General features: G+C 64.8%; 23 protein-coding genes. 10 read left to right on the top strand and 13 right to left on the bottom strand.

Annotated features, from left to right (window positions below):
- Positions 1–50 precede the first annotated feature (50 nt).
- From LU671_RS09300 to LU671_RS09270, 7 genes are all read left to right on the top strand, one after another.
- A complete protein-coding gene (locus LU671_RS09300; protein ID WP_232855483.1) occupies positions 51–1,709 on the top strand; it encodes a Na/Pi cotransporter family protein in 1,659 nt (552 codons plus the stop codon).
- 31 nt (positions 1,710–1,740) lie between these two features.
- Positions 1,741–3,147 (top strand): M16 family metallopeptidase, encoded by a 1,407-nt coding sequence (locus LU671_RS09295; RefSeq protein WP_232855482.1) that lies wholly within the window; start codon positions 1,741–1,743, stop codon positions 3,145–3,147.
- Between the two features lie 122 nt (positions 3,148–3,269).
- A complete protein-coding gene (locus LU671_RS09290; RefSeq protein ID WP_110735988.1) occupies positions 3,270–4,289 on the top strand; it encodes a DUF5924 family protein in 1,020 nt (339 codons plus the stop codon).
- 61 nt (positions 4,290–4,350) lie between these two features.
- The gene (locus LU671_RS09285) at positions 4,351–5,484 is read left to right on the top strand and encodes an ABC transporter permease (protein WP_232855500.1); all 1,134 of its coding nucleotides are present in this window, start codon (positions 4,351–4,353) and stop codon (positions 5,482–5,484) included.
- Positions 5,481–6,266 (top strand): ABC transporter ATP-binding protein, encoded by a 786-nt coding sequence (locus LU671_RS09280; RefSeq protein ID WP_232855481.1) that lies wholly within the window; start codon positions 5,481–5,483, stop codon positions 6,264–6,266. The genes LU671_RS09285 and LU671_RS09280 overlap by 4 nt, the downstream gene beginning before the upstream one ends.
- Positions 6,267–6,269: 3 nt before the next feature.
- Positions 6,270–7,208, top strand: a complete 939-nt coding sequence (locus LU671_RS09275) for an MlaD family protein (RefSeq protein ID WP_232855480.1) — start codon at positions 6,270–6,272, stop codon at positions 7,206–7,208.
- Positions 7,205–7,819: an ABC-type transport auxiliary lipoprotein family protein gene (locus LU671_RS09270; RefSeq protein ID WP_203649088.1), complete on the top strand. Its 615-nt coding sequence runs from the start codon at positions 7,205–7,207 to the stop codon at positions 7,817–7,819. Before LU671_RS09275 ends, LU671_RS09270 begins: the two co-directional genes overlap by 4 nt.
- On the opposite strand, the gene LU671_RS09265 is transcribed toward LU671_RS09270, so the two are convergent.
- From LU671_RS09265 to LU671_RS09245, 5 genes are all read right to left on the bottom strand, one after another.
- A complete protein-coding gene (locus LU671_RS09265) occupies positions 7,801–9,030 on the bottom strand; it encodes a nucleoside recognition domain-containing protein (RefSeq protein ID WP_203649090.1) in 1,230 nt (409 codons plus the stop codon). The two genes, LU671_RS09270 and LU671_RS09265, sit on opposite strands and share 19 nt — an antisense overlap.
- Before the next feature lie 208 nt (positions 9,031–9,238).
- Complete coding sequence (gene gltP, locus LU671_RS09260; RefSeq protein WP_050703212.1) at positions 9,239–10,573, bottom strand: glutamate/aspartate:proton symporter GltP; 1,335 nt, start codon at positions 10,571–10,573, stop codon at positions 9,239–9,241.
- 738 nt (positions 10,574–11,311) lie between these two features.
- On the bottom strand, positions 11,312–11,782 hold the full coding sequence (locus LU671_RS09255) for an inhibitor of vertebrate lysozyme family protein (protein ID WP_232855479.1): 471 nt from the start codon (positions 11,780–11,782) through the stop codon (positions 11,312–11,314).
- 5 nt (positions 11,783–11,787) lie between these two features.
- Positions 11,788–11,949, bottom strand: coding sequence for a DUF1328 domain-containing protein (locus LU671_RS09250; protein ID WP_008092060.1), 162 nt, complete (start codon positions 11,947–11,949; stop codon positions 11,788–11,790).
- A 39-nt stretch (positions 11,950–11,988) separates the two neighbouring features.
- Positions 11,989–12,273, bottom strand: a complete 285-nt coding sequence (locus tag LU671_RS09245) for a hypothetical protein (protein WP_186712192.1) — start codon at positions 12,271–12,273, stop codon at positions 11,989–11,991.
- A 392-nt stretch (positions 12,274–12,665) separates the two neighbouring features.
- Here LU671_RS09245 and algB point away from each other — a divergent pair, with 392 nt between their 5' ends.
- Both algB and LU671_RS09235 read left to right on the top strand, forming a co-directional pair.
- On the top strand, positions 12,666–14,012 hold the full coding sequence (gene algB, locus LU671_RS09240; protein ID WP_203649096.1) for a sigma-54-dependent transcriptional regulator: 1,347 nt from the start codon (positions 12,666–12,668) through the stop codon (positions 14,010–14,012).
- Positions 14,009–15,787 (top strand): KinB sensor domain-containing domain, encoded by a 1,779-nt coding sequence (locus LU671_RS09235; protein ID WP_232855478.1) that lies wholly within the window; start codon positions 14,009–14,011, stop codon positions 15,785–15,787. The genes algB and LU671_RS09235 overlap by 4 nt, the downstream gene beginning before the upstream one ends.
- 228 nt (positions 15,788–16,015) lie before the next feature.
- On the opposite strand, the gene LU671_RS09230 is transcribed toward LU671_RS09235, so the two are convergent.
- The 8 genes from LU671_RS09230 to LU671_RS09195 form a co-directional block, all read right to left on the bottom strand.
- Positions 16,016–17,635 (bottom strand): EAL domain-containing protein, encoded by a 1,620-nt coding sequence (locus LU671_RS09230; RefSeq protein ID WP_232855477.1) that lies wholly within the window; start codon positions 17,633–17,635, stop codon positions 16,016–16,018.
- 231 nt (positions 17,636–17,866) lie between these two features.
- On the bottom strand, positions 17,867–18,643 hold the full coding sequence (locus tag LU671_RS09225) for an N-acetylmuramoyl-L-alanine amidase (protein WP_232855476.1): 777 nt from the start codon (positions 18,641–18,643) through the stop codon (positions 17,867–17,869).
- Positions 18,644–18,727: 84 nt separating this feature from the next.
- A complete protein-coding gene (locus LU671_RS09220; RefSeq protein WP_232855475.1) occupies positions 18,728–19,102 on the bottom strand; it encodes a hypothetical protein in 375 nt (124 codons plus the stop codon).
- A 118-nt stretch (positions 19,103–19,220) separates the two neighbouring features.
- Complete coding sequence (locus tag LU671_RS09215; RefSeq protein WP_232855474.1) at positions 19,221–21,218, bottom strand: GGDEF domain-containing protein; 1,998 nt, start codon at positions 21,216–21,218, stop codon at positions 19,221–19,223.
- A 96-nt stretch (positions 21,219–21,314) separates the two neighbouring features.
- Positions 21,315–22,166: an endonuclease/exonuclease/phosphatase family protein gene (locus LU671_RS09210; RefSeq protein WP_232855473.1), complete on the bottom strand. Its 852-nt coding sequence runs from the start codon at positions 22,164–22,166 to the stop codon at positions 21,315–21,317.
- A 12-nt stretch (positions 22,167–22,178) separates the two neighbouring features.
- A complete protein-coding gene (gene dsbA / locus LU671_RS09205; RefSeq protein ID WP_023629400.1) occupies positions 22,179–22,814 on the bottom strand; it encodes a thiol:disulfide interchange protein DsbA in 636 nt (211 codons plus the stop codon).
- A 382-nt stretch (positions 22,815–23,196) separates the two neighbouring features.
- A complete protein-coding gene (locus LU671_RS09200) occupies positions 23,197–23,814 on the bottom strand; it encodes a c-type cytochrome (RefSeq protein WP_186712198.1) in 618 nt (205 codons plus the stop codon).
- Between the two features lie 31 nt (positions 23,815–23,845).
- Complete coding sequence (locus LU671_RS09195) at positions 23,846–24,148, bottom strand: c-type cytochrome (RefSeq protein WP_050703202.1); 303 nt, start codon at positions 24,146–24,148, stop codon at positions 23,846–23,848.
- Between the two features lie 208 nt (positions 24,149–24,356).
- On the opposite strand from LU671_RS09195, the gene yihA reads away from it, so the two are divergent.
- Positions 24,357–24,989 carry a ribosome biogenesis GTP-binding protein YihA/YsxC gene (yihA, locus tag LU671_RS09190; RefSeq protein WP_203649117.1) on the top strand — a complete coding sequence of 211 codons (633 nt, stop codon included), beginning with the start codon at positions 24,357–24,359 and terminating at the stop codon, positions 24,987–24,989.
- The last annotated feature ends 339 nt before the right edge of the window (positions 24,990–25,328 follow it).

Genomic DNA, 25,328 nt, shown 5'->3' with positions numbered 1-25,328 from the left:
CCGCACCCATTGGCCCCGCCCAGGGGCATAGAAGAAAAGGGGGCCCGACCATGCTGACCCTGCTCAACCTGCTCTCCGCCGTGGCGCTGCTGGTGTGGGGCACCCATATCGTGCGTACCGGCATCCTGCGGGTGTACGGCTCGAACCTGCGTCGGGTGCTCGGCCAGAACATGAACAAGCGCCCGCTGGCGTTCATCGCCGGGATCCTGGTCACCGCCATGGTGCAGAGCAGCAACGCCACCGCCATGCTGGTCACCTCGTTCGTCGGCCAGGGCCTGATGGCCATGACCCCGGCCCTGGCGATCATGCTCGGTGCCGACGTGGGCACTGCGCTGATGGCGCGGGTGCTGACCTTCGACCTGTCCTGGCTGTCGCCGCTGCTGATCTTCCTCGGGGTGATCTTCTTCCTCTCGCGCAAGCAGACCCGCGCCGGCCAACTGGGCCGGGTGGGCATCGGCCTGGGCCTGATCATCCTGGCGCTGCAGTTGATCGTCCACGCCGCCGCGCCGATCACCCACGCCCAGGGGGTCAAGGTGCTGTTCGCCTCGCTGACCGGCGACATCCTGCTCGACGCCCTGATCGGCGCGCTGTTCGCCATGATTTCCTACTCCAGCCTGGCCGCCGTGCTGCTCACCGCCACCCTGGCCGGCGCCGAGGTGATCAGCCTGCCGGTCGCCATCGGCCTGGTGATCGGCGCCAACATCGGCAGCGGCCTGCTCGCCTTCCTCACCACCAGCCTGCAGAACAGCGCCGGACGCCGGGGGGCGCTGGGCAGCCTGCTGTACAAGATCGTCGGCCTGCTGCTGATCATCCCGGTGCTGCACCCTCTGGTGGAGTGGATGGACAGCCTGAGCTTCAGCCCGCAAGAGCTGGTGATCGGCTTCCACCTGCTCTACAACACCTTGCGCTGCCTGCTGATGCTGCCGACGGTCAAACCCATGGGCCGTGTGTGCAGCTACCTGTTGCCCGAACGTGACAACGGCAACGGCCATCACCAGCCGCGCCACCTGGACCCGACCGCGCTGAACACCCCCAGCCTGGCACTGGCCAACGCCGTGCGCGAAACCCTGCGCCTGGGCGATATCGTCGACAGCCTGCTCGAGGCCATGCTCGGCGCCCTGCGCGGCACCCAGACCGCGATGCCGCAGCAGGTGCGGGCCCTGGGCGAGGACGCCGAGGCCCTGTACAACGCCATCAAGCTGTACCTGGCGCAGATGCCCCGCGAGGATCTTGGCGAGCAGGACAATCGGCGCTGGGCGGAAATCATCGAGCTGGCGATCAACCTCAAGCTGGCCAGCGACCTGATCGAGCGCATGCTGCGCAAGGTCCAGCAGCAGAAGACCTCGCAGCGCCGGGAGTTTTCCCAGGTCGGCCTGGAGGAACTGACCGGCCTGCAGGAGCAGCTGCTGGCCAACCTGCGCCTGGGCCTGACGGTGTTCCTCAGCGCCGACCCGCAGAGCGCGCACCAGTTGCTGCGCGAGAAACGCCGCTTCCGCGCCCAGGAAAGGCGCCTGGCCCACGCCCATGTCAGCCGCCTGCAACGTAAAGTGGTGCAGAGTATCGAGACCAGTTCGCTACACTTGGAGCTGATTGCCGACATGAAGCGTTTGAACTCTTTGTTCTGCAGCAGTGCCTATGTGGTACTGGGCGGCACCGACACCGGCGGGCTGATGCTCGACAGCGTGCCGGACGAAGCCCGCCAGCCTTGAGCCCAGACACCCCGGAGACCGAAGCTCGCCTATGCGTTGCCTGTTGTTCGCCTGCCTGCTGACCCTCAGCCTGCCCACGCTCGCCCTCGATCGCTCACGGGTCGAGGGTTACCTGCTGCCCAACGGCCTGCAAGTGATCCTCAAGTCCGGCTACGAGCGCGACCATGTGTCGATCCGCCTGGTGGTCGGCGTGGGCCTGGACGACTTCGACTGCGACCAGCGCGAGCTGCCGCACCTGCTCGAGCACCTGCTGTTCAGCGGTATCGACGAGACGGGCGAGGGCGGCCTGGAGGAGCGCATGCAGGCCCTGGGCGGGGAGTGGAACGCCTTCACCAGCAGCGCCGACACCACCTTCGTCATCGAGGCCCCGGCGCGCAACCAGCGCAAAGTGCTCGACCTGCTGCTGGCAATCCTGCGCGACACCCGCATCGACGAAAAGGCGCTGGCCACCGCGAAGAAGATCATCGAACGCGAGGACGGCGGCCACTACGGCCGTCTGCAGCGCTGGCTCGACCGCCAGGACATCGGCCACCCGGCCAGCGACCAGCTGGCCACCGAGCTGGGCCTGAAGTGCCCCGAGCGCTCCAACCTCGACGACATGACCCTGGAGCAGGTCCGGCAACTGCGCGAACACTGGTACGCGGCCAACAACATGTCGCTGATCGTCGTCGGCGGCCTCGACCGCCTGCTGCCGGCCTACCTGGAACGCACCTTCGGCGAATTGCCGGCCACCGAGCCCGAGGAGCGCCGCAACCTGGAAAGTATCAGCCAGCAGGCCGAGCAGCGCCGCGACCTGACCCGCGGCTGGTTGGGCGACAACGTCAAGCTGCACTGGCTGTTCATCGAGCCAACGCTGGAGGAGGGCCACGACCAGACCCTCGAGCTGCTCTCGCGCTACCTCGACTGGGCGCTGTACGACCAGCTGCGCCTGCGTCACGGCCTGTCCTATGGCCCGTCGGTGCAACGCGAGAGCTTCGGCGACAGCGGGATGCTCAGCCTCAATGCCGACCTCGAGCGCCAGGACCTCGACGAGGCGCTGAAGGTGCTCGGGGAGCTGTTCGACCACTTGCGCAAGCACGGCCTGGACCCGGACACCTTCACCCGGATCAAGGAAGCGGCGATTGCCCGGGAAAGCTGGACCACCCAGGGCAACGCGGCGCTCGCCGACTATTACTGGGGGGCGCTCAACGCCTACGAGGACGGGCGTTTCACCGATCCGGTGCGGCAACTGCGCCAGGTCAGCCTCAAGCAGGCCGACGCGGCGCTGCGCGAACTGCTCAAGGAGCCGGGGTACCTGCGCATCGAGAAGCCGTTGCTGGGGTATGACGAACTGTATGGTCTGGCGGCGCTGGTGCTGGGGCTGATCCTGGCCGCGGGGCTGATCCGCCGGCGCCGCGTGGTGGCCAATCGCCCGAGTGGTGCTACACGGGAGCCGTGATTCGGCGGTATCCTGTCGGCCAACAGCGTCTGCGTGGGAGCGGGCTTGCCCCGCGATGATCTCATCGCGGGGCAAGCCCGCTCCCACGACGCCTCGAACACGCCTTTTCCTGTTGTAAACCCATGCCCCCGATCCCCAGCTTCATCCTGCGCATCATCGAGCTGCTCAAACGCTATCCTGGCATCATCGCGCTCTACGGTTTCCTCTCCGGGATCGGCAGCTTCATCCTGGTCGACCGCCAGGCCGGGCTGGCCAGCTGGATCGCCATCGTCATGCTGGTCAGCTGGATCTGGCTGATGCTGGAGAACACCCTCACCGAGCTGTTCGCCCGCACCTTCAAGCGCGAGATCCCGCAGCCGCTGCTGCGCTTCGCGACGCAGATGATCCACCAGGAAAGCCTGTTCTTCGTCCTGCCGTTCTTCTTCATCACCACCACCTGGAACAGCGGCCAGCTGATCTTCACCGGCCTGCTCGGCGCCGCCGGGCTGATCTCGATCGTCGACCCGCTGTACCACAAATGGCTGGCGCCGCGGCGCTGGCTGTTCCTGGCGCTGCACACCCTGACACTGTTCGCCGCGATGCTCACGGCGCTGCCGATCATCCTCCACCTGACCACCGCGCAGAGCTTCAAGCTGGCGCTGATCGCCGCCATGGTGCTGTCGTTCCCGAGCCTGGCCAGCAGTTTCCCGATCAACAACTGGCGCCGCGGCGTGGCCCTGGTGCTGGTGACCCTGGCGGTCGGCGGCGGCGGCTGGCTGCTGCGTTCCTGGGTGCCACCGGCCACGCTGTGGATGACCGATGTGGCGATCAGCACAGAAGTGCTCAACCGCCAGCCGGGCGCCTCGCTGGACGAAGTGGCTGCCAGTCGCATCCGCAGTGGCGGACTGTACGCCTATACCGCCATCAACGCGCCCCGTGGCCTGAACGAACGCATCTACCATGTGTGGCAGCTGGACGGCAAAGAGGTCGACCGCATCGCCCTGGATATTCACGGTGGGCGCAAGGAAGGCTACCGGGCCTGGACCCACAAGCAGAACTTCCCGGCCAATCCGGTGGGCAAGTGGCAGGTGAGGGTGCTGACCGAGGACGGGCAGGTGATCGGGGTGTTGCGGTTCAAGGTTGTGGACGACACCGCCCGCTGAAAAAACCCTGTAGGAGCGGCCCGCTGCGCTATGATCAGCCTCTATGCCCTCAGTCAGACGCATGGAGCCTATGACCGTCCCGAGCGCTACCCTGGACACTACCGAGCAGCCCTCGCACCTGCGCATCGTCGGCGACTGGACCCTGGCCCACTACGCCAGCCTCAAGCGCGAGTGCGAGAGCCTGGGCAGCCAGTACGGCGATGACACCCAGGTCGACCTCAGCCAGCTGGGCCGCCTGGACACCGCCGGCGCCTCGCTGCTGGCCGAGCTGCTGGGCTCCGAGCGCCTGTCGCGCTGCACCGACGAACTCCCCGACGCCAGCCGCGCGCTGCTGAAGAACGTCTACTGCTCGGTGCAGGACTACTGCATCCCGGTCAAGGAGCCTGAGCAACCGGTGCTGCTCCTGCTGCTGGCGCGCATCGGCCGCGCCGTCGACCAGCTGTGGCAGGACACCAACCAGGTGCTGGGCTTTATCGGCCTGATCTTGCAGACCCTGTTCCTGCGCCTGTTCCAGCCGCACCGCTGGCGTGTCACGCCGGTGGTCGCGCACCTCGAGCAGACCGGCCTGGACGCCGCGCCGATCGTCGCCTTGCTGACCTTCCTGGTGGGCGCGGTGGTGGCCTTCCTCGGCGCCACGGTGCTGGCCGACTTCGGCGCGACCATCTTCACCGTCGACCTGGTGGCGTTCTCCTTCCTGCGGGAATTCGCCGTGCTGCTCACCGCCATCCTCATGGCCGGTCGCACCGCCAGCGCGTTCACCGCGCAGATCGGCTCGATGAAGGCCAACGAAGAGATCGACGCCATCCGCACCCTGGGCCTGAACCCCATCGAACTGCTGGTGGTGCCAAGGGTGCTGGCGCTGCTGATCGCGCTGCCGCTGCTGACCTTCGTCGCCATGCTCTGCGGCATGATCGGCGGCGCGGTGGTCTGCGCCCTGACCCTGGACATCTCACCGGCCATGTTCCTCTCGCTGCTGCAGAGCGACATCGGCGTGCAGCACTTCCTGGTCGGCCTGGCCAAGGCGCCGTTCTTTGCCTTCCTGATCGCCGCCATCGGCTGCCTGGAAGGCTTCAAGGTCAGCGGCAGCGCCGAGTCGGTGGGCGCCCACACCACGTCTGCCGTGGTGCAATCGATCTTCGTGGTGATCGTGCTGGATGCGGTGGCCGCGCTTTTCTTCATGGAGATGGGCTGGTGACTGAAGCCGTGATCGAAGCCCGGGGCCTGTGCAACCGCTTCGGCAGCCAGAGCGTGCACGAGAACCTCGACCTGGACCTGTACCGCGGCGAGATCCTCGCCGTGGTCGGTGGCTCGGGCAGCGGCAAGTCGGTGCTGTTGCGCAGCATCGTCGGCCTGCGCCGGCCCAACGAAGGCACGGTCAAGGTGTTCGGCCAGGACCTGGCCACCCTCGACGAAAGCCAGCGTTCGTTGGTCGAACGCCGCTTCGGCGTGCTGTTCCAGAAGGGCGCGCTGTTCTCCTCGCTGACCGTCACCGAGAACGTCGCCCTGCCGCTGATCGAGCATGCCGGGCTGTCGCGGGCCGACGCCGAGCACCTGGCCGGGGTCAAGCTGGCCCTGGCCGGGCTGCCGATCAGCGCCGCCGACAAGTACCCGGCATCGCTGTCCGGCGGCATGATCAAGCGCGCCGCCCTGGCCCGCGCCCTGGCCCTGGACCCGGATATCCTGTTCCTTGACGAGCCCACCGCCGGCCTCGACCCGATCGGCGCCGCCGCCTTCGACCAGTTGATCCTCACCTTGCGCGACGCCCTGGGGCTGTCGGTGTTCCTCATTACCCACGACCTGGACACCCTCTACACCATCACCGACCGGGTGGCGGTGCTGTCGCAGAAGAAGGTGCTGGTGGCAGGGCCCCTGGCCGAGGTCGAGCAGACCAACGACCCCTGGATTCACGAATACTTTCACGGCCCGCGTGGCCGGGCGGCCGAAGACGCCGCCCTGCGCGCCCGCCAGGAGCGCTGAACGATGGAAACCCGAGCTCATCATGTCCTGATCGGCCTGGTCACCGTGCTGGTGGTGGCCGGCGCCATGCTGTTCGGCCTGTGGCTGACCAAGTCCAGCGTCGACGACGCCTTCAAGGACTACGAAGTGGTGTTCAACGAGGCGGTCTCCGGCCTGTCCCGCGGCAGCCCGGTGCAATACAACGGCATCAAGGTCGGCGACGTCAGCAGCCTGCGCCTGGACCCGAAGGACCCGCGCCGGGTGCTGGCCCGAGTACGCCTGAGCGGCGATACGCCGGTCAAGGAGGACACCCAGGCCAAGCTGACCCTGGCCGGGGTGACCGGCAACTCATTCATCCAGCTCAGCGGCGGCACCCCGCAGAGCCCCGAACTCAAGGGCAGGGACGGCAAGCTGCCGGTGATCGTCGCCTCGCCCTCGCCGATCTCGCGCCTGCTCAACGACAGCAGCGACCTGGTGACCAACATCAACCTGCTGCTGCACAACGCCAACCTGATGTTCTCCGAAAGCAACATCGAACGCCTGAGCAACACCCTGGCCAATCTCGAGCAGACCACCGGCGCCTTCGCCAGCCAGAAGGGCGGCATCGCCGACGCCATCGAGCAACTGGCCCAGGTCGGCAAGCAGGCCAACGCCACCCTGGCCGAGACCCAGGCGCTGATGCGCAACGCCAACGGCCTGCTCGGCACCCAGGGCAAGCAGGCCATCGGCAACGCCGAGCAGGCCATGCAGTCGCTGGCCGAAAGCACCGCCACCATCAACAGCCTGCTGCAGGACAACCGCCAGTCCCTGGACGACGGTGCCCAGGGCCTGAACCAGATCGCCCCGGCGATCCGCGAACTGCGTGAGACCCTCAATTCGCTCAAGGGCATCTCCCGGCGCCTGGAAGCCGACCCCAGCGGCTACCTGCTGGGCCGCGACAACAACAAGGAGTTCCAGCCATGATCCCGTCGCTGCGCCTGGCCTTCGCCGCCGCCACGCTGAGCCTGGTATCGGCCTGCTCGATCCTGCCACAGAGCGAGCCTGTGGATATCTATCGCCTGCCGGTGAACCAGTCGGCCCGCGCCGCAGCGCCGCTGGATTGGTCGCTGCGCCTGAACAAACCGCTGGCCAGCGAAGCCCTGGCCGGGCCGCGTATCGCGGTGATCCCCCAGGGCGATGTGATCAGCAGCTACAAGGGCGCACGCTGGAGCGACCCGACACCGATGCTGGTGCGCAACCGCCTGCTCGACGGTTTCCAGCGCGATGGCCGGGTGCAGCGCCTGAGCGCCGATGACAGCAACCTGCAGGCCGACTACGAGCTGGGCGGCGAGCTACAGGCCTTCCAGAGCGAATACCGCCCGGGCGGTGCGGTGGAGGTGGTGATCCGCTACGACGCGCGGCTGGTGCAGGGCCGCAGCCAGCGCATCCTCGCGAGTAAACGCTTCGAGGTGCGCCAGGCGCTGGGTGAACAGCAGGTGCCAGCGGTGGTCGCCGGCTTCGGCGCGGCCAGCGACCAACTGGCGCGCCAGGTGATCGACTGGACCGTCAGCCAGGCTCAGGCGAAGAACCAGTAGCAGACGAAGATCGCCGCGATCACCCCGGCCAGCTCGGCCAGCAGGGCGCAGCCGACGGCGTGGCGCACGCGCTGGATGCCGACCGCGCCGAAGTACACCGCCAGCACGTAGAAGGTGGTCTCGGTGCTGCCCTGGACGGTCGCCGCCACCAGCGCCGGGAAGCTGTCCACGCCCTGGGTCTGCATGGTCTCGATCAGCATGGCCCGCGCCGCGCTGCCGGAGAACGGCTTGACCAGCGCGGTGGGCAGGCCCTCGACGAAGCGGGTGTCCAGGCCCATCCAGGTCACCGCGTGACGGATGCCGTCCAGGGCCAGCTCCAGGGCGCCCGAGGCACGCAGCACGCCGACCGCCACCAGCATCGCCACCAGGTAGGGCAACAGGCTCTTGGCCACGTCGAAGCCCTCCTTGGCGCCCTCGACAAAGGCCTCGTACACCTGAACCCGCCTTAATGCGCCGATCACCAGGAACAGCATGATCACACCGAACAACGTCAGGTTGCCGAGGATCGACGACAGGCTGGCCAACGCGGCTGCCGACAGCGTGCCGAGGAAGGCCATGAAACCACCCAGCAACAGGGCGCCGGGAATCAGGTAGGCGAGCACAACCGGGTCCCACAGGCGCAGGCGCTGCATCACCGCCACCGACAGCAGGCCGACCAGGGTCGAGCAGCTGGTAGCCAGCAGGATCGGCAGGAACACCATGGTCGGATCGGGCGCGCCTTGCTGGGCGCGGTACATGAAGATGGTCACCGGCAGCAGGGTCAGCGACGAGGCGTTGAGCACCAGGAACAGGATCTGCGCATTGCTTGCCGTGGTGCTGCTGGGATTGAGCTCCTGCAGCGAACGCATGGCCTTCAGGCCGATGGGCGTGGCGGCGTTGTCCAGGCCCAGGCCGTTGGCGGCGAAGTTCATGGTGATCAGGCCCAGGGCAGGGTGGCCGGGCGGCACTTCCGGCATCAACCGGGCGAACAGCGGGCCGAGGACCTTGGCCAGCCATTCGACGATGCCGGCCTTCTCGGCGATCTTGAGGAAGCCCAGCCACAGGGTCAGGGTGCCGAACAGCAGGACCATGACCTCCACCGACAGCTTGGCCATGGCAAAGATGCTCTCGACCATCGCGGCGAAGATGCCAGCGTTGCCGCCCACCAGCCATTGGGCCAGGGCGGAGATGGCCGCCACCAGGAAAAAACCGAGCCAGAGGCCGTTGAGCATCCGTGTGTTCCCCCGTGAAAAATGCCCGAATGATAGCGCAATCGCCGCGCCCTCTGTGGGAGCGGGTTTACCCGCGAACACCGGCAAAGCCGGTGCCAGCCACCGAGTTGTCTGCTTCGCGGGTAAACCCGCTCCCACAGGACCCGATGCGCCACAAAAGAATGCAAAAAGCCCCGACAAGTCGGGGCTCTTCGCTCAGCTCAGTGGCTTACTGGTTGACGGTCTTGCCCGCCACCACAGCCTCTTTCTTGCCTTTTTCCAGCACCAGCGACTGGTAGTACGCCGCGCCTTTCTCGGCGTCGTACATGCCCTGCCACTTGGCGATGACCACCGCGGCCAGGGCGTTGCCCACCACGTTCAGCGCGGTACGGGCCATGTCCATGATGCGGTCGACACCGGCGATGAAGGCCAGGCCTTCCAGCGGAATACCCACGCTGCCCAGGGTGGCCAGCAGTACCACGAAGGACACGCCCGGCACGCCGGCGATACCCTTGGAGGTGACCATCAGGGTCAGCACCAGCAGCAGCTGCTGGCTCCAGGACAGGTCGATGCCGTACAGCTGGGCGATGAAGATCGCCGCAATGCTCTGGTACAGGGTCGAGCCGTCGAGGTTGAACGAGTAGCCGGTCGGTACCACGAACGAGCAGATCGACTTCGGCGCGCCGTACTTCTCCATCTTCTCGATCACGCGCGGCAGCACGGTCTCGGAGCTGGAGGTGGAGTAGGCGAGGATCAGCTCGTCCTTCATGATGCGCATGATCTTGATGATCGAGAAGCCGAACACGCGCGCCACCAGGCCCAGCACCATGAAGGCGAAGAAGGCGATGGCGAAGTACACCAGCAGCACCAGCTTGGCCAGTGGCAGCAGGGAGGCAAAGCCGAAGTTGGCGACGGTGGCTGCGATCAGGGCGAACACGCCGATCGGGGCGTAGTTCATGATCATGTGGGTGACCTTGAACATGGTCTCCGACACGCCCTGGAAGGTACGCACCAGCGGCTCGCGCAGGTCGGCGTTGAGGCTCGACAGGCCCATGCCGAACATCACCGAGAAGAAGATGATCGGCAGCATCTCGCCACGCATCAGCGCCGCGAAGATGTTCGACGGGATCAGGTTGAGCAGGGTCTCGATGAACGCGTGCTCATGCTGCACCTCGGCCGCGGTGGCCTGGTACTTGGAGATGTCGACGGTGCCCAGGGTGCTCATGTCGATGCCGGCGCCCGGGTGGAACACGTTGGCCAGGACCAGGCCGACGACGATGGCGATGGTGGTCACCACCTCGAAGTAGATGATGGTCTTCAGGCCGATGCTGCCCAGTTTCTTCGCGTCGCCAACCCCGGCGATGCCCACGATCAGCGACGAAATCACGATCGGGACGACGATCATCTTGATCAGGCGAATGAAGATGTCGCCGGCCGGCTGGAGGACGTTGCTGATCCACCATGCCTTTTCTGCACTGAAATGATTCAGTAGCGCGCCGACTGCAACGCCCAGCAACAGACCAATCACGATCTGCCAGGCGAGGCTCAGTTTTGCCTTCTTCATGTCATTACCCTTTGTTGTAGTGGTCACGGGCACCGGCCGAAAAGGCGCATGCCAGAGCGGCTAAAAGCCATTCCGGTTGCGCCGGGTCGGTCCGGCGTCCCACTGTAAGGACACCGCGAGCGAACATTGCTGGCGCTCGGGCCGAGGAAAAAGGCGGCAACTATTGCGACGTGGGGAGGGGCAGTCTAATGCCGGAAACGACTACCCTATGCCGAATCGGCATGAGACCGGAAGCCAAAATCGGGCATCGCCAAGCCCTTGATTTTCAACGTTCGGATTTCCGAACAAGACCAAAGCGCCATTTTTAGGCCGATTTGGCAGTAGGACAGAAAGGTGTGAAGTGGCGTGTTCGACAATCCGAATGGCTGAAATGCCACACGAGCTGACCTGTCGGACAACTGAAAATATTTCGATATACGGTAGCGACAAAATGTGTCTGAAGTAAAAAGTCGCTCGTATTAAAGGAAGAAGTCCTACAGGCGCTTCGGAAGCCAGATCGGTCACATCGTCCTGTTCGGACCCAACCGACCTGCAACTTCCGATGCCACCCTCTCCTGACCCGGCCCATGACGGAGGCACTCCCTGTACCCCTAGGCCACTGCGACCCTGAAACAGTCAGAGCGGCCCGGCCCCTTGGTCATGCGCCACCCCTCCTCGGGGCGGCGCATCATAGAAGCCTGAAAGATAAAAAGGTTCAGCTTCTATCTAGTGACACTATTTACAGTGCGCGACCGCTGGTCAGTACCAGTTCGGGTCACGCTTGAGCTGCTCCTGCAGCAAGGCCTTCATGCCCTCGTCCGGCTTGCCCAGCCAGCGGTAGTCGGCATGGCGGGTGGGCGACTTGTCGGCGGGCAGGCCTTCGGGCACTTCCACGAGCATGCCGTAGGCTTCTTCCTTGTCCCAGCTGAAGGCCACGATCAGGCGCTTGTAGGTGCAGTTGCCTTCGGACTCGCACAACGGCCCGACCAGGTACTGGTCGCCGTCCTCGGTCACCGCCGACATCTGCTGCGCCGAACTGCCGCTCAGGTTGATCACCCACTCGGGCAGGCGCTCCTCGTTCTTGAGGGTCTTCTGCCAGGTTTTTTGGTATTCGGGGTCCGAGCCGAGCAACTGGTTGGCCCGGACCTGGCCGTCATTGGCCGCCAGCGCCGTCGCGCCGCTGCCCAGCAGCAGCGCGACAACCATGGCCTTGGGGAGCATCCTGCTCATGGTCATCAACCTCTGCCGCGGCCGAAGAAGAAAGAGGCGACGAACAGCACCAGGAAGACAATGAACAGGATCTTCGCGATACCGGTCGCGGCGCCAGCGATACCACCAAAGCCCAGGACCGCGGCGATGATGGCGATGATCAGGAAGGTGATTGCCCAACTAAGCATGATGTTTCTCCTTTTCTTGTGCGAAATCGGTCGATGGCGTCAGAACACCCAACGCTCCTCGGGCTGGACGCGCTCGAGCACGGCAGGCGCGGTGTCGGCACTGGGCAGCGGCTCGGCGGCCTTGACCAGGGTGGTGGCATGGGTTGCCCGCATTTGCGTCAACAGCGCGGTCTGCACCGCCACCTGCTCGGCCAGCCGGGCGGTCTGCCAGCTGTGGTAGAACAGGCCTGCCGCCAAGGTGAGCAGCAGGGCCATGCCGAGGAACAACAGCTGGTGCAGGGGGACTACAGCGCTCTGCGTACGATTGTCTTGGGGGCGATTCATGCCGGCTCCTCCTGCTGTGCTTGTTATCCATTCTGCAAAGGTCATTGCAGCCTGCATGCCAGCCTTAACGCACAACAAAAAATCCTTTTAAATCAGGAAGATATGAAATTCACCCAAGTTGATGAGGGACGTATCCTGCACGATGCACCGCAATCGGGCCGTGCGTTTTGCACGACTCGGCCTTCGGCCAGTTCATAGCGATGCCTCGACTCAAGACCCGCGGATCGGGGTACCAGGCCAACTTCCCATGATTAACTTCATATTTATCAGCCATTTAGCCATCATGAAGGCATGCAGCTAGCATGCATGGATGGGAATCAATCAGAATCGACCATGCAACTTGCCCGATTTTTCCGACACTAATTGAGATCAATCCCAAAGGAGCGCAGGAAATGGAATCAGCCCAGGACAACCAAGGCCGCATTCTGCTGGTGGACGACGAGTCCGCCATCCTGCGTACCTTCCGCTATTGCCTCGAGGACGAGGGCTACAGCGTGGCGACCGCCAACAGCGCCTCCCAGGCCGAGACCCTGTTGCAGCGCCAGGTGTTCGACCTGTGCTTCCTTGACCTGCGCCTGGGCGAGGACAATGGCCTGGACGTGCTGGCGCAAATGCGCATCCAGGCACCGTGGATGCGGGTGGTGATCGTCACCGCCCACTCGGCCATCGACACCGCGGTGGATGCCATCCAGGCCGGCGCCGCCGACTACCTGGTCAAGCCCTGCAGCCCCGACCAGCTGCGCCTGGCCACCGCCAAGCAGCTGGAGGTGCGGCAGCTGTCGGCGCGCCTGGAAGCCCTGGAAGGCGAGGTACGCAAACCCAAGGACGGCCTGGACTCCCATAGCCCGGCGATGATGGCGGTGCTGGAAACCGCGCGCCAGGTGGCGACCACCGACGCCAACATCCTCATCCTCGGCGAGTCGGGCACCGGCAAGGGCGAGCTGGCCCGTGCCATCCATGGCTGGAGCAAGCGGGCGCGCAAGGCCTGCGTGACCATCAACTGCCCCTCGCTGAATGCCGAGCTGATGGAGAGCGAGCTGTTCGGCCACACCCGTGGTGCCTTCACTGGTGCCAGCGAGAGCACCCTGGGGCGGGTCAGCCAGGCCGATGGTGGCACGCTGTTTCTCGACGAAATCGGCGATTTTCCCCTCACGCTGCAACCGAAACTGCTGCGTTTCATCCAGGACAAGGAATACGAGCGGGTCGGCGATCCGGTCACCCGTCGGGCGGACGTGCGGATTCTGGCGGCCACCAACCTCAATCTCGACGAGATGGTCCGCGAGAACCGCTTCCGTGAAGACCTGCTGTACCGGTTGAACGTCATCACCCTGCACCTGCCGCCGCTGCGCGAGCGCAGCGAGGACATCCTGACCCTGGCCGACCGTTTCCTGGCCCGCTTCGTCAAGGAATACTCGCGCCCGGCCCGCGGCTTCAGCGACGAAGCCCGGGCCGCGCTGCTCAACTACCGCTGGCCGGGCAATATTCGCGAACTGCGCAACGTGATCGAACGGGCCAGCATCATCTGCCCACAGGAATGGGTGGAGATCAGCCACCTGGGCATGGCCGAGCAGTCCGTCAGCAACGCACCCAGGGTCGGCGCGGCGCTGAGCCTGGATGAACTGGAACGCGCCCATATCGGCGCGGTGCTGGCCACCAGCGACACCCTCGACCAGGCGGCCAAGACCCTCGGCATCGACGCCTCCACCCTGTACCGCAAGCGCAAGCAGTACAACCTATGAAATGGCCGATGAAGCTGCGCACGCGGCTGTTCCTCAGCATTTCGGCGCTGGTCACGGTAGCCCTGCTGGGGCTGATGCTGGGGCTGTTCAGCGTGCTGCAGATGGCAGCCCTGCAGCAGCGCGTGGTGCAGGACACCACCCACACCCTGGAGCTGGGCCTGAAGCTGCGCCAGAACCTGGGTGAGCAACTGAACCTGATCCTCGACGAGGACACCGTTCCGACCAGCCTGGTGAACTTGCAGGAGCAGTTCCAGACGCTGCTCAAGCAAGGGCTGGAGCAAGGCGGCGAGCGCACCGGCTTCAGCAAGGCCGCCAGCAACTACCAGGCGTTCGTCCAGGCCTACCGGCAGAGCCCCGCACCCGCCCGCAGCATGGGCGTGGACCAACCCCTCGGCGCCGCCTTCAACCAGGTCCGTACCGACCTGCTGGACTCTCACCGCCAGGCCCTGGAGCACATCGCCCGCAGCGAGGAGAAATCACGCGACCGCGCCCTGCTGATCAGCGGCTTGCTGGGGCTGATGGGCCTCACCGTGCTGGTGCTCGGTTTCATTACCGCGCACAACATCGCCCGCCGCTTCGGCCAGCCGATCGAGGCGCTGGCCAAGGCCGCCGACCAGGTCGGCCAGGGCAATTTCGACGTCACCCTGCCGGTGACCCAGGCCACCGAGCTCAACCAGCTGACCCGCCGCTTCGGCCTGATGGCCGATGCCCTGCGCAAGCACCAGGCCACCAACATCGACGAACTGCAGGCCGGCCAGCAGCGCCTGCAGGCAGTGCTCGACAGCATCGACGACGGCCTGCTGATCATCGATCGCCAGGGCCGCCTGGAACACCTCAACCCGGTGGCCCAGCGCCAGCTCGGCTGGGACCCGAGCCGGCTCGGCGCAAGCCTGGCCGAGGCCCTGCAGCGCCCGGAGCTGGAGAAGCAGCTACGCCAGGTGCTGCGCGGCGGCAGCCTGGACCGCCCGCCGGACGACCTGAGCCTGGAGGTGGATGAGGAAACCCGCCTGCTGACCTACAGCCTGACCCCGGTCAGCCACCCCGAGGGACCGATCCTCGGCGCGGTGATGGTGCTGCACGATGTCACCGAACAGCGTGCCTTCGAGCGGGTACGCAGCGAGTTCGTGCTGCGCGCCTCCCACGAACTGCGCACGCCGGTCACCGGCATGCACATGGCGTTCGGCCTGCTGCGCGAGCGGGTCAGTTTCCCGCCCGAGGCGCGGGAAAACGACCTGCTCGAGACCATCGCCGAGGAGATGCAGCGCCTCACCCAACTGATCAACGACCTGCTCAACTTCTCCCGCTATCAAAGCGGCCTGCAGAAGCTGGAGCTGGCCCCCTGTGCCCTCGACGAACTGTTCGAGCGCGCCCAGGCACGCTTTGCCGAACAGGCCTCGGGCAAGCAGATCGAGCTGGTACGCGAGCTGGAACCGCCGCTGCCGCGTATCCAGGCCGACGTCGCGCAACTCGACCGGGTGCTCGACAACCTGCTGCACAACGCCATCCGCCACACCGGCAGCGGCGGGCGCATCCGCCTGCACGCGCGGCGCCACGCAGAGCGGGTGATCATCAGCGTCGAGGACAATGGCGAAGGTATCGCCTACGGCCAGCAAGGGCGGATCTTCGAGCCGTTCGTGCAGGTCGGGCGCAAAAAGGGCGGGGCCGGCCTGGGCCTGGCGCTGTGCAAGGAGATCGTCCAGCTGCATGGCGGGCGGATGGGGGTGTTCTCACGGCCAGGGCAGGGCACGCAGTTCTATATGGCCTTACCGGTCTGACAGACATTTTCGGTGGGAGCGGGTTTATCGGACCGCCGCACCGCCGCGAACACCGGCGAAGCCGGTGCCAGGCACCGCGCTGGATTCTTCGCGGGTAAACCCGCTCCCACAGGTATCGCGCCAGATTCTAAAAGTTGAGCAAGACAGTTGCTCCCACAGGGGCAAGCTAAATCACTGAGCTGTGTGTTGGGCTTGCGCAGCGATGAGGCTGGCGCAGGCAGTCCAGCCTCAAGGCTCATCATCGATCCGCCGCCCCGCCACCCGCCGCCCCCGGGTAATCAGCTCGGCAAACTGGCGCGCGTTCAGCGGATGGGCGAACAACCAGCCCTGGCCATAGTTGACCCCCTCGCTGTTGAGCAGCACCGCCTGGTCCTCGGACTCGATGCCCTCGGCGATCACCCGCAGGTGCAGGTCGTGGGCCATGCGGATGATGTGCGGCGCCACGCCGCTGCTGGCGGCGTCATGGCCGAGGGCGTCGATGAACGACTTGTCGATCTTCAGGCAGTCCACGGGCAATGTCTGCAAGTACGCCAGGCTGCAATAACCGGTGCCGAAGTCATCGATCAACACCTGGTGCCCCACGTCGCGCAGGGCCTGCAGGTTATCCCGCGCCACCACCACGTCGATCAGCCCGCGTTCGGTCACCTCGAAGGCAATCTGCCGGGGCGCCACCCGATGATGGGCCAACAGCCGCGCCGCCACCCGGCCGATACGCGGCGCCATGACATCGCAGGCCGCCAGGTTAACCGAGATGTACAGCTGGCGGTTGGCCCGCAACAACTGCCCCAGTTGCTCGAGCACCCGCTGCAGGACGAAATCGGTTATCTGGCGAATCTGCCCGGTGTTCTCCGCCAGGGGAATGAACAGCTCCGGGCTGGTCAGGCTGCCGTCCGGGCGGCGCCAGCGCACCAGCGCCTCGGCCCCGACGCAGCGGCGGCTGTCCAGCTCGAAGATCGGCTGGTACAGCACCTGCAGTTCGCCCCGGCGCAAGGCCTGCTGCAGCTCCGAGCTCATCGAGCGGCGCTGCAGGATCAGTTGCAGCACCAGCCAGCCGATGCACGCCGCCAGCACCAGGCTGCCGGGGAACAGCAACCAGAGCAGGCCGTTGAGCTTCAGGGGCAGGCTGGCACGAGGGGCGATCAGCACCAGCTGGTAGTCCGGCGACTTGGTGGACATGCGATAGACCAGGCGGTCGGGCAGTTCGATCAGCGACTTGCCCTGCGGCGGCGGCCAATCGGCGATCGGTGGCCAGGGTTGCGCCGGCCCCAGCACCGGAATGGCCCGCGTGCCCCGGTCCAGCACCACCAGCAGGCTGCCGCCCGGGGGTAGGTCGACCACGTCGGTGAGATGGCCACGGGAGGTCGACACCACGAAGCGGCCCCGGCCCAGCATCAGCGCCGCGAGGTTCTCGTTGGGCTCGGTGGTGGTGTTGAGCCAGTAGCTGTAGGTCGGGCCCTGGATATCAGGGCTGCGCAAAGGTTCGATAGTCCGCTGGCCGCCGCGGTTCGAACAGGCCAGCGAGCCTTCCACATAGGACGCCTCGTAGATGAACCGCGACTTCAGCGCCACCTGCTGCAGTTGCGCCAGCATCTGCGGGTCACAGCCACGCAGGGGTTGCGCCTGAAGCTGGTCCACGCCCTCGCGCAACTGACCGAACACCTGCTCCAGGCGCTCCAGGAAACGCTCACCCTGGGCGTTCATCTGCGCGCTTTCACTCTGCTTCATCTGCTGCAAGGCGACGTTGACGCTGATCGCCAGCAACAGCACGGCACTGGCCAACGCCGCGAGCGCGGCCAACAGCCAGGGTCGGTGGAAAAATTGACGCACCGAAGCGAGGAGGTCAAACATGCGTGGCATCCAGTTGAATACCAAAGGTATAGCAACTGAATCGGAGCTTGGCGCGGCCGCTGGGCATATGGATTATCAGGATTGATCCATCCCCTGTGTAGGAGCGGCCTTGCGCCGCGAAAGGGCTGCGCAGCAGCCCCGGCAATCTTGAGTCAAGTTCAAGATCCTGGGGCCGCGCTGCGGCCCTTTTCGCGGCACAAGGCCGCTCCTACAGGGTCAAGCTACTCAGTCTCACCGCTTGCGGTTGAGCACCTGCAACATCGCCGCAGTCTGCGCATCCGGCACACCGTCAAAGCGCTGCGGGCGGAAACGCATCTGGAAGGCGGCGATCACATGCCGGGTGGAAACATCCAGCTCGCCAGTCTGGTCGATGGCGTAGCCAAAGCGCGCCAGCTGCTGCTGGTACCAGGTGACACTTGGCGGATTGACCTCGAAATAGGCCTGTTGCCGTGCCACCGAGGCGGCATCCGGCCAGATGCCCAGTCCGGCGTCGGCCAGGCGCTTCCAGGGGAACAGCGGGCCCGGGTCGAGCTTGCGCAACGGCGCGATGTCGCTGTGGCCGATGATGTGGCGCGGATCGATGTTGTTGCGCTTGACGATATCCTTGAGCAGCGCGATCAGCGCCTGCACCTGCGCTTCGCTGTACGGATGCCAGACCCGCCCGGTCGGCGTGTCGGTATACCCCTCGTTGACGATCTCGATGCCAATGGAGCTGGAATTGAGCCAGGTGCGACCCTGCCACTGGCTGTCCCCGGCGTGCCAGGCGCGGCGGTTCTCGTCCACCAGCTGATACACCGTGGCCGGGCCGTCACCGATCAGGTAGTGGCTGCTGACTTCGCCATGGGTCAGCAGGGCAAGGGAACGCTCCAGCGAGGCATTGGTGTAATGCAGCACGACGAACTGAATACGGCTGTCCTGGTTGGCCGAGGGATGGCTGCGGTCGATGCGCAGGCCACTGGAACAACCTGTCAGGGCCAGCAGGAGCAGGGCAGTGAAGAGTCTTTTCATTGCGGGAATACGTCATCAGGTAAGCGGCAACAGCGCTATAGTATAACGTGCTGACCGCTTGGCGTCAGAGTGCGTTGCATCCGCTCAGCGAATGCACATGACCAGAAACTCCAGAGAGTTGTCGCCGCTGGCGCCTTTCATGTCCACCAACTGCGTCATCACCGTGGCATGCGTGACCTGCGGGTTGCCAATAACCTTGGCCTGACCATGCATCTGCCGATCATGGCTGCCGGCATCGATTGGCGACACCGAGCAGTAGCCTGGGTCTTGCTGAATGATGCGTGGATTGAACTTGAGCGTGTACTGGGTGAAGTAATTGGGCTGCGCCCGGCGCTCGACCTCACTGATCCATTGGGGCCACTGACGCAGCACCGTGCCATCGGCACCCACGCGTGCGGTAAAGAACTGATCCTTGGCCATTGCACTTGTCTGGAAAACCAGGCCCAGCAGCAGCGGCATGATCAATCGGGTCATTTTCATTCTTCAAACTCCAGTCGTCGGTCTGTTGGCGAGGCGCTGAACAGTCAGCGCTCACCCGTAGTCTCAACGGTCCGGGAGTCAGAGAAGCGGTACTTGTTTATGCCTGCTCAACCCGATTGCGGCCATTGTCCTTGGCCCGATACAACGCCTCGTCAGCGCGCTTGAGCACCTGGTCGCTGCGCTCGCCGGAGCGGAAGGCGCTGATGCCAATTGAAGTGGTGATGACTACCCGCTCGCCCTTGAAGTGGAACGGGCAGGCTTCGATGGCCGCACGCAGTGCTTCGGCCACCTGCGCCGCTGCCGGCGGTGAAGTCTGCGGCAACAGCAGGACGAACTCCTCGCCGCCGAAGCGGGCGATGAAGTCGCGCCCGCGCAGGCGCTTGCGCAACTGCTCGGCAACGATCTTCAGCACCTTGTCGCCCGCCAGGTGACCATAGCCGTCGTTGATGCGCTTGAAATGGTCGAGGTCGAGGATGGCCATGGCCAGGTGACCGCCGTTCTCCTGCCAGTCGAGTACCTCGCGTTCGACCTGTTCACTCCAGGCTGCACGGTTGGGCAGGCCGGTAAGCGGATCAATCATGGCTTTCTGGCGCTGCTCCTCCAGGTGCTCGCGGTAACCGAGGGCCTCCTGCTCCATGCTCGCCACGCGTTCGGCCAGGCCTTGCAGGCGGCTGGCCAGCTCGTGCTCGCGGCGGTCGCGCTCATGCTGGTGATCGTCCATGGTCACCAGCAGGCCCTCGAGACGGTTCTCCAGGATGTGCTTGAGGCTGTCGACATCGACGGCGCCCTGCACGCTGCTTTGCAGGCCATCGACCTGCTCGCGCAACTGGCTGTCCAGCTCGCGGGCGGCGGAGCTGTTGTCGGCATGGCCAGCGCTGGCTTCGTGCAGATGGCTCTGGAAGGTCTCCAGGCGCTCGTTGAGCTGTTGCAGGTAGGCTTCGAACTCATGCTGGCCACTGTCGGTGATCGCCAGCATGAGCACGGCCAGGTCATCCAGGACCGGAATCAGCTCGTACCAGTTCAGCCCCCGTGAAACCCGCTCGCGCATCTCCAGGGCCTGGGCCTTGTGGCGCTCCGGCAGGCTGAGGTCATCGAGCAGGCCGATCAGGGTCTGCTCGATATGGGCGGCGACCTGGCTGTACGGTGGCTCGACCGCGTCGGGGAGAGCATAAGGGCCGTCTTCGCCGATAACCTCATCTGCCGCAGGTTCCAGCTCATCCGATACGGGTTGCACGTCCTCGACAAGCGCCACGGGCTCAGCAACCGCTACGTCAACGGGCTCCACCTCGGCTTGAGGTTCGGCTTTCGATTCGACAACGGGCACTGGCGTGGTTTCAACCAACGCTGGACCGGGCAGTTCAATTTCCGGCTCGGGTTCCGGTTCGGGCAATTCGGCAGGCGCGGTGTGCTCCTGCTCAGGCTCAGGCGTGACAGGTGGCACTGGTGCCAGAGCATGCAGTTCATCGGCATCCCTGGCCTGCGCCTCAGGCGCGATGACGGGAGCCTCCTGCGCCGCAGGCACAGGTATTTCGACGGCCACAGGCGCAGGCACCAGCTCGCCCGGGGCCTCGTCACGGCCACCGAACAGGCGTTGCAGGAAACCCGGGCGGGCTTCGTCCTCGGGCTTTTGCACCGCGCTCAGGGCGCGCCCCTGCAAGCCGCTGAGCTCACCCAGCAAGGGCGGCAGTTCGCGGGACTGGCTGACCCCACCGTCGAGCTTCTTCGCCAGTTTTTTCAGCGGCCGCGACACCTCGCCCGGCAGCGGCAGGGTCTGCAGCTGGGTAACCAGCGCGGTCAGCGCCTCGCTGACCTGGTTCATGCGGGTCTCACGGCGCTGCTCGGAGTCGAGCACGGCTTTTTCCAGGCGTGGAATCAGCCCGGCGAGGCCGGCATCCATGTTGTCGCTGCGGATGACCTCGCGCATTTCCTTCATGCACTGGTCAACGGTCTTGTCGCTACCTTCAGCCGCCAGGGTGCTGCGCACCAGGCCACGGCGCAGCAGGTCGAGACGGGCTTCCCAGCGCCGCTCGAGCTTTTCCTGCTGCTCGATGCTCTTGAGGTATTTTTCTTTCCAGCGCTCGGCTTCTTCGGTCATGCCTGGATCCGCAACGGGTAGTGGCATCTAGTCCTGCAATCACTGGATTTCGGCGGAAAAGCCCAACACTTGAGTGCTGGATTCGCCCAGGCAGGACTAACTCAGGACCGGCAGCGTATCCACAGTCAGGGCATCAGGCAATCGGATCTCGACGGCAACCGGGAGGTGGTCGGAAATGGGCTGCGCCAACACCTCGACTCGCTCGAGTGTCAGGCTCGGGCTGAGCAGGATATGGTCCAGGCAACGCTGGGGGCGCCAACTGGGGAAGGTGGCCTCGACCTGGGGCGCGATCAGGCCCAGGTCACGCAGTGGCGAGTGCTCGATCAGGTCGTTGGCGTGGGTGTTCATGTCACCCATGAGGATCTGGTGGCGATAGCCACCGATCAGCTCGCGGATGTAGGCCAGCTGGCGGGCGCGAGTCTTGGCGCCAAGGGCCAGGTGCATCATCACCACGATCAGCGCGTCCGCGCCTTCGCCGAAGCGCACCAGGATCGCCCCTCGGCCGGACGGGCCGGGCAGGGGGTGGTCTTCCAGGTGCTGGGGCTTGAGGCGACTGAGCACGCCGTTGCTGTGCTGGGCGAAACGCCCGAGGTTGCGGTTGAGCTGCTGGTACCAGTAGGGGAAGGCGCCCAGATGGGCCAGGTGCTCGACCTGATTGACGAAGCCGGAACGCAGGCTGCCGCCGTCGGCTTCCTGCAGGGCCACCAGGTCGAAGTCGCCAAGCAGTTCGCCGATCTTCTGCAGGTTGCCGGCGCGCCCGTTGTGCGGCAGCAGGTGCTGCCAGCTGCGGGTGACATAGTGCCGGTAACGCTCGGTGCTGATGCCGACCTGGATATTGAAACTGAGCAGCCGCAGGCGACCATCTTCCGGCAGGCCGGTGGCCCGCAGGTGATGCTCGTTGACCTGCGGCTGGGGCAGGCCAATGCCTCGCGTGGCACGCAAGCGCATGGCGGTCGCCGCTTACTTAGCGGCGCGCTCCTTGGCGATCAGTTGGTCGGCGACGTTCAGCACGCCTTCCGGACCACCGGCAGTGCCCAGGTCGAAGCGGTACTTGCCGTTGACGACCATGCTCGGCACGCCGGTGATTTCGTACTTCTTGGCCAGCTCCTTGGCCTGGTTGACCTGGCCCTTGATGGCAAAGGAGTTGAAGGTGGCCAGGAACTTGTCCTTGTCCACGCCCTGGGTGGCCAGGAAGTCGGCCATGTCGTTCGGGTCGGTCAGGCGCTTGCGCTGATTCTGGATGGCGTCGAATACCGCGGCGTGAACCTTGTGCTCCACGCCCATGGCTTCGAGGGTCAGGAACATCTGGCCATGGGCATCCCATGGGCCGCCGAACATGGCCGGGATGCGTTTGAAGTTGACGTCCTTCGGCAGTTTTTCAGCCCAGGGGTTGATGACCGGTTCGAAGTGGTAACAGTGCGGGCAGCCGTACCAGAACAGCTCGACGACTTCGATCTTGCCAGGCACCGACACCTGAACGGGGTTGCTCAGCTCGATATATTCCTTGCCAGCGGTTGCAGGCTCCGCGGCCTGCACGGCGGCCATACCGAATACGCTGGCGGCGACCAGCGCGGCGCTGAGAATCAGTTTACGCATGCTTTACTCCTGAGCAGTCTTTGGTCGCCTCGACGCGACCCGTGTAGGACAGGCCGGGAAGGGCTCGAGTTCTGTAGTGTAACGGCTATGGACAGAAAAAAGGGCAGCCTTGGCTGCCCTTTTCATCTTTAGCGCTGATGCATTAACCGAGTGTTAACGCGGGGCTCACGCCCACCCGACCGGACCAAACTCAAGCCTTGAGCGATTCCTGTAGGAGCGGCCTTGTGCCGCGAAAGGGCTGCATAGCAGCCCAATATTCAGCATTGAGCAACGATCGCCGGGGCCGCTTTGCGGCCCTTTCGCGGCACAAGACCGCTCCTACCAGGGCAAGGGTGAATCCCGAACACCCTGGAGGGCAGTTGCCCTCACTAAGGCAACTGGATCAGTGCAGGCCCTGGATGTAGCTGGACAGCGCTTCGATGTCCTTGTTGCTCAGCTTGCCGGCGATGGTGCGCATGGTCATGGCGTCGCCGTCGTTGGTGCGGTTGCCTTCGCGGAAGTCGGTCAGCTGCTTGCCGACGTACTGGGCGTGCTGGCCGCTCAGGTGCGGGAATTTCGCCAGGGCGATGCCCGCGCCGTTGGGCGAGTGGCAACCGGTGCAGGCAGGCATGCCTTTCTCGAGGTTGCCGCCATTGAACAGGGCACGGCCGCGCTCGACCAGTTTCGGGTCGGCGGCGCCAACGCTGCCTTTCTGGCTGGCGAAGTAGGCGGCGATGTCGGCCAGGTCCTGGTCATTGAAGTTGGCCAGCATGCCGGTCATCTCCAGCACGGTACGCTTGCCGTCCTTGATGTCATGCAGCTGCTTGTTCAGGTAGGGCTCACCTTGGCCGGCGAGTTTCGGGAAGTTCGGTGCCAGGCTGTTGCCGTCAGGGTTGTGGCAAGCCCCACAGACAGCTGTTTTGGCCTGACCGGCAGCAGCATCGCCTTTGATGGGCCCCGCAGCAGTTGCCGCACCTGCGACCCCCATGGTCAACAGCAGACTCACGAATAGTTTGTTCATCAGCTAATCCAACACGGCTAAGGGTGAAATGTTATGTATCGGGACTGCCGCTCATCCAAAGGATGACCAAACGGTAGTCCTCGGCACTGCAGTCCATGCACAATCCACGCGGCGGCATAGCCTTGAAACCCTGTGTAACATGCACCACCAGTTGCTCCATGCCTCGCGCCAGCCTTGGCTCCCAGGCCGCCCGGTCACCGCTTTTGGGTGCCTGGGGCAGTTGTCCGGCGTGACAGGCCGCGCACGTGCGGTTGTACAACGCCTCGGGATCCTGTGTAGCCTGTGCGCTGAAAAACGGCAGGAACATACCGACAGCAAGCAGCCATTTCGCCATGCGAAACGACCTGACAGGGTTGGGGGCCGCGCTGCGTTCTGTTGCGCGAGCTATTGTTCGACACCCCATGCTCAATTGCCTTCGCTGGGCGAATGAGCACACAAAAACTGGGGCATTATATACTTCCGCCAGCCAAACGGAAACGACACCGCTTGCCAGGCCTGGTCCTACGCCTCCAGCGCTGGGCAACACCCACATCGGAAATCCCATGCAAGTCAAGAACCCCATCCTCGGCCTCTGCCAGAAAGCCAAATTCGCCCTCAGCGCCGCCAAGGTCGAACAATGCCCCGAAGACCAGGGTTACGAGGTGGCTTTCGCCGGCCGTTCCAACGCCGGTAAATCCAGCGCCCTCAACACCCTGACCCACGCCAGCCTGGCGCGCACCTCGAAGACCCCCGGGCGCACCCAGCTGCTGAATTTCTTCAGTCTGGACGATGAACGGCGTTTGGTCGACCTGCCGGGCTACGGTTATGCAAAAGTGCCGATCCCGCTCAAGCAGCACTGGCAGAAACACCTGGAAGCCTACCTGGGCAGCCGCGAGTGCCTGCGCGGAGTGATCCTGATGATGGACACCCGCCACCCGATGACCGACTTCGACAAGATGATGCTCGACTGGGCCAAGGCCAGCGGCATGCCCATGCACATCCTGCTGACCAAGGCCGACAAGCTCACCCACGGCGCCGGCAAGAACACCCTGCTCAAGGTGCAGGCGGAAATCCGCAAGGGCTGGGGCGATGCGGCGACCATCCAGCTGTTCTCGGCGCCCAAGCGCCTGGGGCTGGAGGAGGCCTACGGGGTGCTGGCGGACTGGATGGAGCTGGAAGACAAGCCGGTGGCTTGAAGGCTGGTACAACTTCTGTGGGAGCGGGTTTACCCGCGAATGCGATGCCGGATTCACCGCCGCATTCGCGGGTAAACCCGCTCCCACAGGGTCTACATCCAGCCCAAACGCCGAATTCCGGGCAAAAAAAACCCCGGACTTCGTATGGGGAGGGGGAAGTTCGGGGTCCAAGTCCGGACCGCTAGGGCGGGGTCCAGATATCTGCCAACACTTAACACAACATAGGAGCATCGAAAGGCTTCACCAGCCATTCAGTACCTCTGAGTGGCGGTTCACCGGTTTAGTTCCGAGCCCCTCGAAACTATTTGCGATAGTTTCATGAAACTCCCGATCTAAGGC

The organism is Pseudomonas sp. NMI760_13, assembly GCF_021283245.1.
Taxonomy (GTDB): domain Bacteria; phylum Pseudomonadota; class Gammaproteobacteria; order Pseudomonadales; family Pseudomonadaceae; genus Aquipseudomonas; species Aquipseudomonas peradeniyensis.
Note: the sequence above shows the minus strand (reverse complement) of the source record. Positions and strands in the feature narration are given on the sequence as shown.